This window comes from Pararhizobium sp. DWP3-4, from assembly GCF_049898205.1.
Lineage (GTDB): Bacteria > Pseudomonadota > Alphaproteobacteria > Rhizobiales > Rhizobiaceae > Pararhizobium.
The window spans coordinates 443381-458472 of sequence record NZ_JAFCXF010000001.1; the positions used below are offsets into that span (position 1 = coordinate 443381).

Here is a 15092-nt window from a genome sequence, read left to right on the forward strand (position 1 = left end):
ATTTATCTTGGAATATGTCGGCACTCTAAAAACGCAGCGCCGAAGGCCGCAGAACTGGCCTTCGGCTGTATTATAGGCAAAGCGCGATCAGTTCTTTAGATAGACTTCCAGCGTATCGTCCATCGCTTCGAGCCACGGCGTATGGTGCTTGGGCGCCATCGTGCCGGTCATCAGCGATTTGTAGGCATTGTCGCGGAAGCCCATGATGTTTTCGCCCTTGTGGTGCTCCCATTCCATGAAGGTCTTGTTGGTACCTTCGACGTCGAACTTCGGATAGTCGGTATCCTCGAGCAATTCGATGACGTAATCGCCCTGGAACCAGATCATCTGCTCGGCATCCTCAAGCGTTTCCTCGCGGGCGCGCCACGCGTCGAAATGTGCCTTCATCTCCTCCTTCGAGGGGAGCTTGATGCGGTCCATGATCACGTCGCGGGCAAACCAGGCCTGCGCGTCGAACATGTTGAACGTGTAGAACTGATCCTGCATGCCGATGTACATCAGCTGCGGATTGTCCTCGTAAACCACGCCCTTGTAGAGATTGTCGGACCACAGGCGGTTGGCGGTCTTCAGGCGCAGGTCGTCCGGCAGGAACGGGAAGTGGTGGAGATAGCCGGTGCACAGGATCAGCGCATCGACTTCCTTGGTCGATCCATCGGCGAAATGCGCCGTCTTGTTGACGAGCTTCTGCAAGAGCGGGCGTTCCTCAAAACGCTCCGGCCATTTGAAACCCATCGGCTTGGAGCGGTAGGTGGTGGTCACCGACTTGGCACCGTATTTCCAGCATTGCGAGCCGATGTCCTCGGCCGAATAGCTGCGGCCGACGATCAGCACATCCTTGTCCTTGAACTCCAGCGCATCGCGGAAATCATGGGCATGCAGGACGCGGCCGCCGAAGGTTTTCACACCTTCGAAATAGGGGACGTGCGGGGTCGAGAAATGGCCGGAGGCGACGACGACATAATCGAAGATTTCGTCATACATGACGTCGTTGACGCGGTCGTGGGCGGTGACCGTGAAGGTCTTGGATTCCTCATCGAAGCGGACCATGCGCACCGGCGTCGAGAAGCGCACCCATTTTCGCACGTCGGCCTTTTCGACCCGGCCCTTGATATAGTCCCAGAGCACGGCGCGGGGCGGGTAGGAGCCGATCGGTTTTCCAAAGTGTTCTTCAAAGGAATAGTCGGCGAATTCCAGGCATTCCTTCGGTCCGTTCGACCAGAGGTAACGGTACATGCTGCCATGGACCGGTTCGCCATATTCGTCGAGGCCTGTGCGCCATGTGTAGTTCCACAGACCACCCCAGTCGGCCTGTTTTTCGAAGCAGACCACTTCGGGGATATCGGCGCCCTTCTGGGCAGCGGACTGGAAGGCTCTCAATTGAGCGAGGCCCGAGGGTCCCGCGCCGATCACGGCTACTCTGCTCATGTCTGTCTGTTCCCTTTGTTTTTGTTCGTACGTGCATTGCTTGTGGAGAAGACCCCTCCCAACCCTCCCCACAAGGGGGAGGGCTAACCTGCCGGACCCTCTCGCCAGCGCATTCCAGCGCCGCTAGTCCTTGTGACTGCCGAAAAGAACATCGGCGGAGCCCAGAAAGAGGTCGCTCCCTCCCCCTTGTGGGGAGGGTTGGGGAGGGGCCTTAAACACCCTTAATCCGGATAGATCCCCGCACTTGTCGGCGCCCCGTCGTCGTATTTCGCCAGCCAATCGATCATGATCGGCCGGTTGCGGGTCAGGCCCTTGTAGTCGATGATCTCCGGCGGCAGGGTTTTCAGCACGCGCGGCAGGCGGCGGGCCCATTTGGGGACGGTGACGAGCTCATCCAGGCTGATCAGGTAGCAGCGGATGACGAAGAGGATGGCGTTGGAGCGCGGCAGGCGCCACAGGCTCTGCAACTCGACGCGCAGGTGCATCTTCTCGCCGACATTCTCCGGCGTCACGGTCAGGCGGTCGGGACCCCATTTGTGATAGTTTTCCGGGGAGGTATCGAGCCGCGGATTGACAGTCATCGTCCAGTTGAGGCGCCGCGTCGGCTTGCCCTGCTGCAGGTTGAGCAGGAATTTCAACGCCCGGTCGAACACGCCGATCTGGTGGGCGAGCGGCACGGGACCGTGCCATTCCATGAAATTCATGCCGATGTCGAAATCGAGCGACCAATCGGCTTGGGTGGTGACCATGCCGGCGTCCATCCAGAGGTTGTTGTCGCGCTGGTCGACGATGCAGAAATCGCCCTGGGCCTGGCGGGTGATATATTCCATCGGCGGATAGGGCAGGGTGGACGGGTCGCCGAAGGTGAAGGTGTCGTCGATACCCATCGGCCGGTTGATCCAGCGCCAGCGGTCGCCGTTCTTCGTCAGCGTGAAATGCTCGGGATAGTCCTGCGCCTGATGCTCCATCAGCAGTTCCAGCACATCCCACTGCGCCGCCATCATGTGCGGCAGGGCCTGGCAGCGGAGCGGATCCTCTTTCAGCACCATCGCCCGGTCCTGCATCTCGGCGACATAGTGCTCGTCAACATCGATCAGGTTTTCAAAGACGCTGTCGGCCTTGCCGCGGATATGCGGCTCCATGTTGACCGAATACATGTATTCGTCGCGGTCGAACGGGAAGGGAAAGCGCCTGATATTGGTGAGGCTGTTGCGGAAGGTGAAGTCGTCGCGGAACGTTTCGCTCCTGAACGTGATGGTCATCTGTCCGGTCCCCTTGATCTAGAGTTGAAGAACGAGTTGCTGGCCCTTGAACCGCGAGACGCAGATCATGACTTTGTTGTCGGACGCCTTTTCCTCGTCCGACAGGTAGATATCGTTGTGCTCAAGCGTTCCATCGCAGGACGAGACCGCGGTTTCGCACTGGCCGCAGGCGCCGCCGCGGCACATATACGGAGCATCGCAGCCATGGGCTTCGGCCGCTTCCAGAATGCTCTGGTGTTCGCCGACGGTCATGTGGATGTTGGATTTTTCGAGGAAGACCTGGAACGGCAGGCCGGCCGGTGGCGCCAGGAAGCGTTCCGAGTGCAGGTTTTCCTTCGGCCACCCGGCTTTCAGCGCCGTCATCAGCACGCCGTCGATCATGCCGGCCGGGCCGCAGACATAGAGATGCGTGCCGAGCGGCTGGTTGTCGGCGATTTCGGCAACGGGAATGTAGGTCTTTTCCTCGTCGACATAGATCTTGATGCGGCGCGGGCCGTAGCGGTCGAGCAGTTGCTGCCAATAGGCGCCGTGCGAACGCGAGCGAATGGCATAGTGCAGTTCAAAGGCGATGTTGTCGCGGCTGAACTGTTCCATCATGGCGATGAACGGGGTGATGCCGATGCCGCCGGCAATCAGGATATGCTTGCGGCCGCGATGATCAGGTGCAAACAGATTGACCGGCTGGCTGACGGTCAGCCGATCTCCGGGACGCACCTGTTCGTGCATGAAGATCGAGCCGCCACGGGAATTCGGAACCCTGAGCACGCTAATTTCATAAGCGCTGTTGTCGTCGGGATTGGACATCAGCGAATAGGGGTTGCGGCGCAAAAGGCCATTGTCGTTCATCGAGACGACGACATGGGCGCCGCCGGAAAAGAACGGCATGGGATGGCCGTCCAGCCGCTCGAAGCGGAAGCGTTTGACCAGATCGGTCACCTGCGTCACCGCTGCGACCCGGACAGGCATGTCGGTATTGAGGCTCACGGGAACATCTCCTCAGGGGCAGGCGCAGTACCCGGTTCTTCCGCATCGATGTTGACGCCCTGGAAGGCGCCGAGGCGTCTGGAGTAATGATCGCGCACCAACAGCGGCAAGCCGCAATGGCTGCAGGCAAAGGGGCTGGTGGTCACATTGTCGGTGATGCCCTTGCAGTGCACGCATTGCACCCGGCGCGCCGTGGAGCCACGATGTTCGGTGTGGATCGAGTTGAAATCGATGCCGAATTCGAGCGCCACCTGCATGATCTGGCCGATGAAGCCTTCGGTGCCGGCGATGTAGAGCCGCGTTCCCATCCGGGCCTGCTCAAGACAGGCGCGCAGGCGGAACAACAGCGGCTGAAGTGTCGGCGCCTGCCAGAAGATGTCCGGCGACAGAGCCGACAGCACCACGTCATAGGCTTTGGGCGCTGCCCCAGCGGCGAGATAAAGGATTTCCGATTTCGCCAGGAAATCCTTGCCCTTCACTGCCACCTGATCGGTGAGGGCAGCCGCCCCTTCGCCCTCGAGGACGAAGAGGTGGCGCTTTGCGTGGGGATCGATGTCGAGCCCCTTATATTCCGGCCTGCTTTTGATCCCTTGTACGAGCATGCCGTCAGCCTTGCGCCGTCCGTTTCGTCTTTTTCGGATCATCGAAGGTGATCGTGTGGGCGATCGCCGGTGCGTTGACCGTCTTGCCCTTCACCTGGAGCCTTGTGCCCTGGACGGCATAGGGAACCTCAACGCGCATGATCGCCATCGAGCGGTTGGTCAGCTTGGAATAGGACGGGCAGGTGATGACGCCCACCTTTTTGTCGCCATCCCAGACCTCGTCGCCGAGATCGGCCGGGCCATCGGCCTCGACCAGGAGCCCGAAGATCTTGAAGCGTTCCTTGCCTTTGAGACGGGCATGTTCCTCGGCGCCGCGAAAACCGGTCTTGCCGGGGCTGACGGTGAAATCGAGACCGAGTTCCCACAGGCTGTCGCCGGGCTGCTCGTTGGCAAAGGGATACATCTGCGAATTGTCGTAAGGATAGAACAGCAGGTAGCTTTCGACACGCAGCATGTCGAGAACGCTGAAGCAGACGGGGATGATGCCCATCGCCTTGCCTTCATCGACGATCCGGTCCCAGAGCATGCCGGCATCCTGGCCGCGCACGAAGATTTCGTAGCCGCGTTCGCCGGTATAGCCGGTGCGCGAGATCATCACCGGGGCGCCGAACAGGGTCGTCTGCATGTGATGGAAATACTTGAGGTCGCGGATGCCCGGCACGTATTTTTCGAGATAGTCAACGGCGAGCGGACCCTGCAGCGACAGGTCGTGCAGGTCGTCGTCGAACAGCACGGCGCAATTGCGGCCCTGTGCCTGCTTGACGATTTCCTCGAAGCCAGAGCCCGAGCCGTGCACCAGCATCCAGGAATTCGGGCCGGTGCGATAGACGATGCAATCGTCGGTGAAATGACCGCGATCGTTCAGCATGCAGGCATAGACCGACTTGCCGGGATAGACCTTCGTCATGTCGCGGGTGGTGATGTATTCCAGGACGGCAATCGCATGCGGGCCGACCAGATGGACCTTTTTCAGGCCGGAGACGTCCATGATGCCGGCCTTGGTGCGCACGGCGATGTGCTCTTCGGAGATATCCTTGTCGTAGGTCCAGGCGGTTCCCATGCCGCTCCAGTCTTCCAGATTGGACCCCAGTGCCCGATGCCGATCGCCCAAGGCGGAGAAACGCCAGCTAAGTGCCATGATTTGTTCCCTTATTTATTTCACTCTGTGGAAATAATTATTCCTGAGTATATTCGCGTTTTTGGGAACGGCAAGCCCGGGATGCGGATTTCTCGCCGGAAAGTGCGGTGTCGCGAACGGCGAAAACCATGCCGCATTTGTGCTTCGGCAGGCATTCAACGCCGGGCAGGCGGCATTTTCAAGCGGCAAATATTGGAGGGAGCCGAAAACAAAAATGCCCGGATCGAAGGTCCGGGCATCGGGGTCAATTGTGAGGCGGGGAATCAGGCGAGCATGCCTTCTTCCTTCATGGCAGCGGTAAACGAGGCCCAAGCCTTCTGCGGGCTGCGGATGCCATCGAGGGCATCAAGGCAATGCTGCAGGGCACGGCGATAGGCGAGGCCACGGTTGCCGGGCCAGCGGCGCAGGAACTCGACCGCGTCCCAGGCGGTCGCGATGACATTTTCCTGGCTCTGCTGGATGATCACTCTGACGGGGGTTGGAAAGCGTTTGTAGCTCACGTCGTCCTCATGCCTCTTCTTGAAATTGCAGCACTGGAACGTCCGGGATTCGAGAAGGTTCCTGCGCGGGATTCATTTCGAAATCTGCTTGTGAAACGATATTCTGAACAACAGCCGATAGGATCTTCGTGGGCGTGAGATCAATCGGTAGCCGACATCCGCTCCACCCATTCCGCGCCGATCTTCCATCGCCGCAGGACATCCAGCGGGTCTTCCGCATCAAGCCGCGAACAGATGCGGTAGACCTCCAGCACTTCGGCGCTCATCTCTCCCTGATGATAGAGGAAGGTGGCGGCGGCATAGCGGGTGCGGCCGGACCATTCGATGCCCGGCGGTGTTTTGATCAGCTCCCAGTTCTGGCGCGTTTCTTCGTCCATCCCGATACGGTCAGAACAGGCCGGGCGGGGAGGCGGCACGCCGGTCGAGCTTGATGAAGGGGCGCGGCACGATGCGGGCGCGTTTCATCATCTTCTCGTATTGCAGTTCGCGCAACGCGTAGATTTCCACCCAAAGGTCTTCGGTGAGGCGCGTGCCATAGGGCCGCGTCAGGCTGGCGATGGCGATGTTGCGCTTGGCAAGCGGCGACCAGATCGCGGCGCTGACGAGGCCGGCTTCGTGTTTTTTCCGATGATAGATGATCGCGCCGTCGGCTGGAATATTGCCTTCAATTTCAAGGCCGACGAGCACGTGCTTGAGAGTTTGATTCCGCCTTGCTTCAAGTATCGCTTTACGTCCGTTGAAGTTCACTTTTTCGGTATCGACCAGCCAATCGAGCCCGATCTCATCCGGCATACGGGCACGGTCGGCGCGTAGCGTCGTCTCCGCCGTCATGAAATCGGCATTGGCGACGATGAAGCCGGCTTCGATGCGGGCGCGGTTGAGGGCGGCATAGCCGATGGCGCGGATGCCGTGAAGCTGACCGGCCGTCCACAGGCGATCCCAGAGGCTGAGCGCAGCATCAGTGGGGACGAAAAGTTCGTAGCCGAGATCGCCGGTAAAACCAGTGCGCGAGATGGTGACCGTGCCGCCCTCGTGCGGGAAATCTGCAAGCTGGAACGGTTTCAGCCGTTCGATGCCCTCAAAGCCGGCTTTGGAGAGCACGGCGAATGATGTGGGTCCCTGCAGGGCAAGCCCGGCGATCTGCATCGTTTCTTCCTCAATCCCGACATCGAAACCGATGGCGCTGTCGAGCAACCAGGGCAGGTGGTGTTCCTGGCAGCAGAGGCGAAACGTGTCGGGCGCAAGCCGGAACAGCGTGCCATCGTCCAGCACATGACCGTGGTCGTCGCACCATGCGGTATAGTGGACGCGGTAGGTGCCGAGCTTGGCGACATCGCGCACGGTGAGGCGGTTGAGATAGCGCTCGGCGTCCGGTCCGGCGATACGATATTTGACCATCGGTGAAATATCGAACAGCGCCGCCGTCGAGCGAATAGCGAAATATTCGAGTTCCTCGTCAAAGACCGAATGCGGCGCCTTGTAGCCGGCCCAGGTGTACCAGTCGCTGGTTTCGCTGAGGGCGGCGATACGCGGATGAAACGGGGTCTCGAAGCGAGGCGTGGCGATATGGCTTTGTTGGGCGCGGCGGCTGATTACCTCCAGCATCATGATCTCTCCGAAAGAATGTGGCGCGCGGCGAGAAGCCCCGGCAGGCCGCAAATGCCGCCGCCCGGATGCGAACCGGCGCTGGCAAGGTAGAGACCGGAAAGCGGCGTCGCATAGCCGGCGGCTGCATTAACAGGGCGGTTGACCAGCAGTTGATCCGCCTGCAGCTCGCCATGATGCCAGTGGCCGCCGGGCAGATTGTAGTGCATTTCCATATCGGCCGGTGTCATCAGGTTGCTGGCGATAATATCCTTGCTCAAGCCCGGTGCGTAGCCCTCGAGTGTTTCGAGGATGATCCTTTCGAAGGCCACCTTGCCGCTTGCCCAGCCGCCCTTGAGGTCGTAGGGCGCGAACTCGACCAGAGCCGAGAGCGTCGCGCCACCGGAAGGCGCGAGCGCCGCATCCGCGAGGCTTGGCAAAGTGATTTCCATCACCGGATCGGCGGAGAATTCGCCATATTTTGCCGGGTTGAAGGCATTTTCGACATGGGCGATGGAGCGGGAGATGACCAACCGGCCGCGATGGTCTTCAGGTGAAACGCCGGTGAATGTGGGCGGCTTGTCGAGCGCCAGATCGAGCTTGGCGACATTGCCTTTCGAGCGGATATTGCTGATGGCGCGGACGAAGCCGGTGCCGAGTTCGGCGGTGTCGCAGAGTGTGAGAAATGTCGCCTGCGGATGGATGGCGGAGACGATGATGGGTGCGTTCAGCTGCTCGCCATTGCCAAGAATGACGCCGGTTGCCACGCCGCGATTGGCGACGATACGGGCGACGGCGGTGCCGGTACGGACGGAAACTCCGGCGGCCGTTGCTGCCTTTTCGAAAGCCGGGGCAAGGGGGTTCATGCCACCCTGAGGTATGTATTGCGCACCCGTCTCGCCACCGGTTTCTCCGGTCAGGCGATAATAGAGGCCGAGCAGCGATGTCGGCGATCTCGGCCCGAGATGAATGCCGAGCGTGGCGTCGAAGGCGATGAGGCCCTTGAGGCGGTCGTCGCTCAGATATTCGTCGGCGACATCGGCGACATTCATCAACAGCATGCGCAGGAAGTCGCGGCCTTCCTCCCGGCCTTTGGTGATGAGGCTGAGGCCCGCGCCGGCAAAGGTGCCGAGGTCACGCATCCCGACCTTGCCGATTTCCGGCGGCCGGCGCTTGAGGAAACGTTTGAGAATGCCGGCCTGGAACATCAGCTTCTTGCGCATGGCGGCAAAGGCCTTGGCTTCGGCCGGGCTGACGCCGTCGATGGTCGCGCCATAGGCGCCGCGCAGGACGGCGTGCTTGCCGTCTGCGGAGAGCGCGGCAGTTGGCAGCGGCGCTCCGGATGCGGTTCCGGCATCCAGCTTCAGCAGTCTGGCGACCTCCGGGTCGAGCCGGTTGACGATATGGGCGAGACCGGCAGAGCGGTATCCGGGGTGGAATTCGAAACCGCGCATCGCGCCGCCGGTGCTTTCGGCTGCCTCGAGCACAATCACCTTTCGGCCGTTCTGGGCGAGCAGGGTCGCGGCCGTCAGGCCGTTATGGCCGCCGCCGATGACGATGGCGTCGAAGTCTGCGGCATCGAAGTCTTTGGTCCGGGCGAGATCAGATGACGTCATGGGCCGGGCTCATTTCAGCGGGTTTCAGTTTCAGGTCGCGCAGGATTTCGGCGGCGGCATTGCGGCCGGGCGCCCCCATGACGCCACCGCCGGGATGTGTAGAGGAGCCGCAGAGATAGAGGCCGGGCACCGGCGTGCGGTATTGCGCGTAACCGGGCACCGGGCGGTTGAACAGCAACTGATCGAAGGTCAGTTCGCCCTGGAAAATATTGCCTTCCGTCAGGCCCACTTCCGCTTCGATCTCGCGCGGCGTGCGCACTTCCATATGCAGGATGCGGTCACGGAAACCGGGGGAATAATCGGCGATCTGGCTGACGACGGTGTCGGCAAAGGCGTCGCGGTCGGCATCCGTCCAGTCGCGGCCGTCCAATTGCGGCGGGCAATATTGCACGAAACAGCTCATGAAATGTTTGCCCGGCGGCGCCATGGTCGGATCGAGCGTCGTGGGGATCACCATATCAACGAAGGGATCGGCGGAATAGCGCCCACCCTTCCAGTCATCATAGGCGCGCTCCATCCGCTCCATCGAATCGGTGAAATGCAGGTCGCCGCGAATGCAGGAGGAACCCTTCGGCAGTGCGGGGAATTCCGGCAGGCTATCGAGCGCAATGTTGAGCTTGCCGGACGAGCCGCGCATCTTGAAGTGCTTGACCCGGTGGACGAAGGTTTCGGGCAGGGCGTCTTCTTCGACGAGCTGGAGAAAGGTGCGCTTGACGTCGGCATTGGAGACCACGAGGTTGCCGCGCACCTCTTCGCCATCGGCCAGCACGACGCCAGTGGCACGGCGGCTGCGGGTCATCACCCTTGCCACATCGGCGCCGGTGCGGATCGTGCCGCCCGATGCCTTGAAGGAGGAGGCAAGCGCCTGCGTCACCGCGCCCATGCCACCGCGGGCATAGCCCCAGGCGCCGACGGAGCCATCGACTTCGCCCATGTAGTGATGCAACAGCACGTAAGCCGTGCCGGGGGACATCGGCCCGAGGGCGGTGCCGATGATGCCGGACAGCGCTAAGTAGGCCTTGATGACGTCGGTCTCGAAATACTCGTCGAGAAAATCGGAGATCGACATGGTCCAGAACCGCAGCGTCTGCGCCATGTCATGGGCGGAGAACTCGCCGAATTTTTTGCCGAGGTAAAGCAGTTCGGAAATGTCGCGCGGCTTGAACGAGAACGGATCGGGGGCGGTCCGCATCAACAGCGGCTGGATGAAGCGGCATTGGCGTGTGACGTCGCGGGCGTAGCGGTCATAGGCCTCGGCGTCGCGCTTCGAATAACGGGCAAATTCGCGGCGGTGGCTGTCATGGTCGCGGTAGGAGGCGATGTAGTCGCCGTCGCGGGTGAACACCGCGCCGCCTTCATAGGCGATGACCTGCAGGCCGTGTTTGGGCAGTTCGAGGTCGCGCATGATTTCCGGCCGGAACAGCGAGCAGACATAGGAACAGTTGGAGTATAGGAAGCCCGGTGTCAGCTCGCGGCTGGTGGCAGCGCCACCGACCCAGTCGTTCTTTTCAAGCACCAGCACATCAAGCCCGGCGCGCTGCAGATAGCAGGCCGCGACAAGGCCGTTATGGCCACCTCCGATCATCACCACGTCGTATTTTTTCATGATGCCGTCTCCCTCAATGCGAAAAATCTGGCATGAAAAGCAGAATGTTGTCCAGTTATATTGAATGAGTATTCAGCAAGTATGTTGCAATCCTCTGATAATGCGATAGGATTTCGTGTCAGAGGTCAGGCGGCGGAAAAGCGGGCATGCAGAAGGTTCTTGACACTGGTGAACATTGTCCCACTCATCTGCGCGGTGAAAAACCGGGCGGGAGCGCGTGATGAGCGTTGTTCTGAGCCTGAAGGACAAGAAGGTAACGTTGAGAATGAAGGCAGTGTCTGCGGCGGTGCAAGCCGGCGAAAGCGAAAAGCGGGGCCGCAAGGCGTCCAAGGAAACGCGGCGCCAGCAGCTGGTCGAGGCGACGATCGATTCGCTCGCCAAGCGCGGCTATTCCGAGACGACGCTCGCCGATGTTGCCGATGGCGCCGGTCTATCACGCGGCATCGTCAACTTTCATTTCGAGAGCAAGGAAAAGCTGCTGATCGCCACGCTGCAGTTCATGGCCGATGAATATGCTGCCCATTGGGGCGTGGCACTGGACAAGGCAGGCGAGGCGGCATCGTCGCAGCTCTGGGCGCTGGTGGCGGCCGATTTCGACCGAAAAATCTGTACCAAGCGCAAGCTGGCCGCTTGGTGCGCCTTCTGGGGCGAGGCGAAATCGCGACCGACCTATCAGGCGCTGTGCGGCGCCCGCGACACCAAATACCAGGAGCTGTTCGTGGCGCTCTGCGCCCAGATGAAGGCCGAAGCATCCTATACATACGACGCCGAAACCATCGCGCTGGCGCTGAGCGCCATGATGGAAGGCCTGTGGTTCCGGCTGATGATGGGCGACGGGCTGACGCGCGAAAAGGCCCATGCGGCCGCGATCGAATATCTGGTCTCGGTTTTTCCGGGCCATATGACCCACAAGGGTCCGAAATAGGGAAAAGCTGAAACAGCGAAGGAGACCGGAATGCGGATAATGGGAATGCTCAGACATTCGAGCAAGGCCGCGTTGCTGGCCTTGCTGCTGTCCGGCGCGGCTTTTACGGCTCGCGCCGCCGATAATATTACCGTCTTTGACTGGTCCGGCTATGAGGACCCGGCCTTTCATCCGGCCTATACTGCGAAATATGGAACCGAGCCGGATTTCAGCTTCTTTGGCGATGAGGAAGAGGCGTTCCAAAAGCTGCGTTCCGGCTTCAAGGCGGATCTTGCCCACCCCTGTTCGCAGAGCGTCAACAAGTGGCGCGAGGCTGGCCTGCTGGAGCCGCTCGATACTTCCAAGCTCACCGGCTGGAATGACATCCTGCCGGGTATCAAGGCGATGAAGGGGCTGATGACGTCCGATGACGGCACCGCCTGGTTCCTGCCGTTCGAATGGGGCAATACGGTGCTGACCTATCGCACCGACACGGTGAAGCCGGAAGAGGTTCAGTCGCTGAAGGCCTTTGCTGACCCGAAATTCAAGGACCGTGTCTCGATCGGCGACAATGTCGATGATGCCTATGCGCTGGCCAGCCTTGTCGTCGGCGTGAAGGACTGGACGAAAATGACCGATGCGCAGTTTGCGCAAGCGTCCGCGTTCCTGCGCGAGGTGCACAAGAATGTCCGCCTCTACTGGACTGACAATACCGAAGTCAGTCAGGCGATGGCGAGCGGCGAGGTCGATCTCGCCTGGGCCTGGAACGAGACTGTGACGACGCTGCAGAAGGACGGCGTGCCGGCCGACGTCAAGCGGGATACGACGGAGGGGCTTTCCACCTGGGTCTGCGGCTATGTCCGGTTGAAGGGCGCCGAAGGCGACACGGCAAAGCAGTACGATTTCCTGAATTCGATCAGCGATCCGGCCATCACCACCTATCTGGTCAACGACTGGGGTTACGGCCATTCCAACGGCAAAGGGATGGCTGCGGTGGATGCGAAGATCCTCGCCGAAAAAGGTTATGCCGATGTTGATAAGTTTATCGACAAGACGTTGTTCCAGTCGCCGATGCCGACCGAATTACGCCAGAAGATGATTGCAGAATTCGAGAAGATAAAGGCGGGCTATTGAGCGGATATGATGCAGATGTGATCGTCGCCGGGGCCGGTTTTACCGGCCTTTCGGCGGCTGATGCCCTGGTTTCGGCCGGTCTAGACGTGATCGTGCTCGAAGCGCGCGACCGTGTTGGCGGACGGGTCGAGCGCACGGCTTTTGGCGATGGCGTGGCGATGGATACCGGCGGGCAGTTCGTCTGCGACGAGATGCCGAATGTCACGGCACTGGCGCGGCGCTTCGGCTTGAGGCTGGCGGAAACGCCGTTGGATGGGGAATTCGTGTTTCGACCACAAGCGTCGGCCAACCCGGAGGTTGTCTTTGCCGAAACCGACCGAATCCATGCCCGGGCCGGGGGGATAGATCCACGCGATCCAAAGATTACCGGGCTCACGGCGGGTGAGTGGCTTGCCCGGCAGAACGATCCACCGGATGCGAAAGCCGGCTATCAGGCCATGGTTGAGGGGCTTTGGTGCCGTCCGGTGGGGGAAATCCCACTCTGGTATCTGATCGATAACGACCGGCGCACGACCAGCGACGGCAACGAACTGCAGTATTTCGTCGAAGGCACGATCCATGCCGCAGCCGAAGCTTTGGCGGCAACGCTGGGTCGGCGCCTGCGGCTCGGAACGCCTGTCGTTCGCATAACCCGTGCGGGTGATTCGGTATCGGTGAGGACGGGCAACGGCGACGTTTTAACTGCGCGGCAGGTGATCATTGCCGTGCCGCCGGTGATGGCCTCGCGCATTGTCCATGAGCCGGGCTTGCCGGCGTCTCTGGCCGGGGCGCTCGGCGCCTGGAAAAGTGGTACGGTGATCAAGGCGCTGGTGCGCTTTGAACGGCCGTTCTGGCGCGATCGCGGTTTGAGCGGCATGATCCTGTGGCGCGATACCCTGGGGCTGTTCGCCTGTGATGTCAGCAGCGTGCAGGCAACGGCTTTGGTCGTCTTCGCAGGCGGTCCGCTTGCCGTCGAATGGAGTGCGAAGGGGCGGGCGTTCATCGAAGCCGAAATTCGCCGGCGGCTGGTGGAAGCGCTGGGAGAAGCTGCCGCCGGTGTCACGGGCCTCCTGATCCGCGACTGGGTCGGGGACCCTTGGAGTGGTGGCGGCTACAGCGATGTGATCACCGACCTTCAGGCCTATGATGCCGAGGACATTCTTCGCGCCGGTGCACCACCGGTCCATTTCGCCTCATCGGAACTGGCCTCGTCGTTTCCCGCCTATATCGAAGGCGCGATCGTTGCCGGCCGTGAGGCGGCCGTAAGGGTGATCGCGGCGCATCAATCGGCCATCGCCACCAGCGCATCCGGATCATAGGCCAGCCGGATCGGTGCGCCGACCGGAATATCGTCGGCGCCGAAATTGTTGGTTTCCGATACCGACAATGGTTTTTCCAGGCCCGGAACATCGACGATCAGGTGGGTGATCTCGCCGAAATAGTGCCGGTCGACCACATGGCCGGTCACCTCGCAATCGGCCTTGGCATCGTCCCAGAGCACCCGCAGCCGTTCCGGCCGGATGCCGATGGTGGCCTGGCCGTTATGCGCGGTAAATCCCTTGGGCTTGGCGATGGTGACATTGCCGAAGCGGGTGGTTTCGACGCACAGATTGACGGCGCTCTCGCTGGTGATCTTTGCCTGCATGAAATTCATGCCGCCGAGAAAATCCGCCACCTGCCGGGTGAGGGGGTGCTGGTAGATCTCTTTTGGCGTCGCTACCTGGGCGATCCTGCCACCGAACATCACGGCGATCCGGTCCGACATGGCAAGGGCCTCGTACTGATCGTGGGTGACCAGCACGAAGGTAATGCCGACGGCCTTTTGCAGGGTGCGCAGCTCGACCTGCATTTCCTCGCGCAGTTTCTTGTCGAGCGCCGAGAGTGGTTCGTCGAGCAGAAGTACCTTCGGCCGCATCACCAGTGCCCGGGCAAGGGCGACACGCTGGCGCTGGCCGCCGGACAATTCATGCGCCTTGCGTTTGCTCAAGTGGGCGAGCCGTACCTGTTCGAGCGCATTGCCGACACGCTGGCGTTCGGCGCTCGCGTCCAGTTTGAGGCGCTTCAGGCCATAGGCGACGTTTTCCTCGACATTCAGATGCGGGAAGATCGCGTAGTTCTGGAAGACCATGTTGGTCGGCCGCTTGTTGGGCGGCAGGTCGATGGCGGACTGGCCATCGATGCGGATATCGCCGGATGTCGGCGTGTCGAAGCCGGCGATCGAACGCAAAAGGGTCGTCTTGCCGCAGCCGGATGGGCCGAGCAGCGAGAAGAATTCGCCAGCGGCGATATCGAGACTGACATCGTCGAGCGCGCGGTAGATGCCGTAATAGCGGCTGACGGCATCGATTTCGATCATCG

14 protein-coding genes are annotated in these 15092 nt (G+C 61.0%); 3 read left to right on the forward strand and 11 right to left on the reverse strand.

Annotated elements, in window-relative coordinates; all coding sequences use genetic code 11:
• Positions 1 to 87 precede the first annotated feature (87 nt).
• The 10 genes from ACP7E6_RS02140 to ACP7E6_RS02185 form a co-directional block, all read right to left on the reverse strand.
• Positions 88 to 1425 (reverse strand): NAD(P)-binding domain-containing protein, encoded by a 1338-nt coding sequence (locus ACP7E6_RS02140; protein WP_426227474.1) that lies wholly within the window; start codon positions 1423 to 1425, stop codon positions 88 to 90.
• A gap of 221 nt (positions 1426 to 1646) precedes the next feature.
• Entirely contained in the window at positions 1647 to 2687 is a 1041-nt protein-coding gene (locus tag ACP7E6_RS02145) for a heme-dependent oxidative N-demethylase family protein (protein WP_426227476.1), read from the reverse strand.
• Between the two features lie 18 nt (positions 2688 to 2705).
• Positions 2706 to 3671 (reverse strand): PDR/VanB family oxidoreductase, encoded by a 966-nt coding sequence (locus ACP7E6_RS02150; RefSeq protein WP_426227478.1) that lies wholly within the window; start codon positions 3669 to 3671, stop codon positions 2706 to 2708.
• The gene (locus ACP7E6_RS02155; protein ID WP_426227480.1) at positions 3668 to 4273 is read right to left on the reverse strand and encodes a dimethylamine monooxygenase subunit DmmA family protein; all 606 of its coding nucleotides are present in this window, start codon (positions 4271 to 4273) and stop codon (positions 3668 to 3670) included. The genes ACP7E6_RS02150 and ACP7E6_RS02155 overlap by 4 nt, the downstream gene beginning before the upstream one ends.
• Before the next feature lie 4 nt (positions 4274 to 4277).
• Positions 4278 to 5411 (reverse strand): aminomethyltransferase family protein, encoded by a 1134-nt coding sequence (locus tag ACP7E6_RS02160; RefSeq protein WP_426227482.1) that lies wholly within the window; start codon positions 5409 to 5411, stop codon positions 4278 to 4280.
• Between the two features lie 263 nt (positions 5412 to 5674).
• Positions 5675 to 5911, reverse strand: a complete 237-nt coding sequence (locus ACP7E6_RS02165; protein WP_426227484.1) for a DUF982 domain-containing protein — start codon at positions 5909 to 5911, stop codon at positions 5675 to 5677.
• Positions 5912 to 6051: 140 nt separating this feature from the next.
• Complete coding sequence (locus ACP7E6_RS02170; RefSeq protein WP_426227485.1) at positions 6052 to 6288, reverse strand: hypothetical protein; 237 nt, start codon at positions 6286 to 6288, stop codon at positions 6052 to 6054.
• A 10-nt stretch (positions 6289 to 6298) separates the two neighbouring features.
• Entirely contained in the window at positions 6299 to 7519 is a 1221-nt protein-coding gene (locus tag ACP7E6_RS02175; protein ID WP_426227487.1) for an aminomethyltransferase family protein, read from the reverse strand.
• A complete protein-coding gene (locus ACP7E6_RS02180; RefSeq protein ID WP_426227489.1) occupies positions 7516 to 9111 on the reverse strand; it encodes a phytoene desaturase family protein in 1596 nt (531 codons plus the stop codon). The genes ACP7E6_RS02175 and ACP7E6_RS02180 overlap by 4 nt, the downstream gene beginning before the upstream one ends.
• Positions 9098 to 10717, reverse strand: a complete 1620-nt coding sequence (locus ACP7E6_RS02185; protein ID WP_426227491.1) for a phytoene desaturase family protein — start codon at positions 10715 to 10717, stop codon at positions 9098 to 9100. The genes ACP7E6_RS02180 and ACP7E6_RS02185 overlap by 14 nt, the downstream gene beginning before the upstream one ends.
• 265 nt (positions 10718 to 10982) lie before the next feature.
• Between ACP7E6_RS02185 and ACP7E6_RS02190 the strand changes: the two genes are divergently transcribed.
• From ACP7E6_RS02190 to ACP7E6_RS02200, 3 genes are read left to right on the forward strand one after another with little or no spacing between them, the layout of a single operon-like run.
• Positions 10983 to 11642 (forward strand): TetR family transcriptional regulator C-terminal domain-containing protein, encoded by a 660-nt coding sequence (locus ACP7E6_RS02190; protein WP_426228503.1) that lies wholly within the window; start codon positions 10983 to 10985, stop codon positions 11640 to 11642.
• 39 nt (positions 11643 to 11681) lie between these two features.
• The gene (locus tag ACP7E6_RS02195) at positions 11682 to 12755 is read left to right on the forward strand and encodes an extracellular solute-binding protein (RefSeq protein ID WP_426228505.1); all 1074 of its coding nucleotides are present in this window, start codon (positions 11682 to 11684) and stop codon (positions 12753 to 12755) included.
• A complete protein-coding gene (locus ACP7E6_RS02200; protein ID WP_426227493.1) occupies positions 12752 to 14053 on the forward strand; it encodes a flavin monoamine oxidase family protein in 1302 nt (433 codons plus the stop codon). The genes ACP7E6_RS02195 and ACP7E6_RS02200 overlap by 4 nt, the downstream gene beginning before the upstream one ends.
• Here ACP7E6_RS02200 and ACP7E6_RS02205 read toward each other — a convergent pair.
• Positions 14017 to 15090 carry an ABC transporter ATP-binding protein gene (locus ACP7E6_RS02205; RefSeq protein WP_426228507.1) on the reverse strand — a complete coding sequence of 358 codons (1074 nt, stop codon included), beginning with the start codon at positions 15088 to 15090 and terminating at the stop codon, positions 14017 to 14019. The genes ACP7E6_RS02200 and ACP7E6_RS02205 overlap by 37 nt on opposite strands.
• Positions 15091 to 15092: the final 2 nt, after the last annotated feature.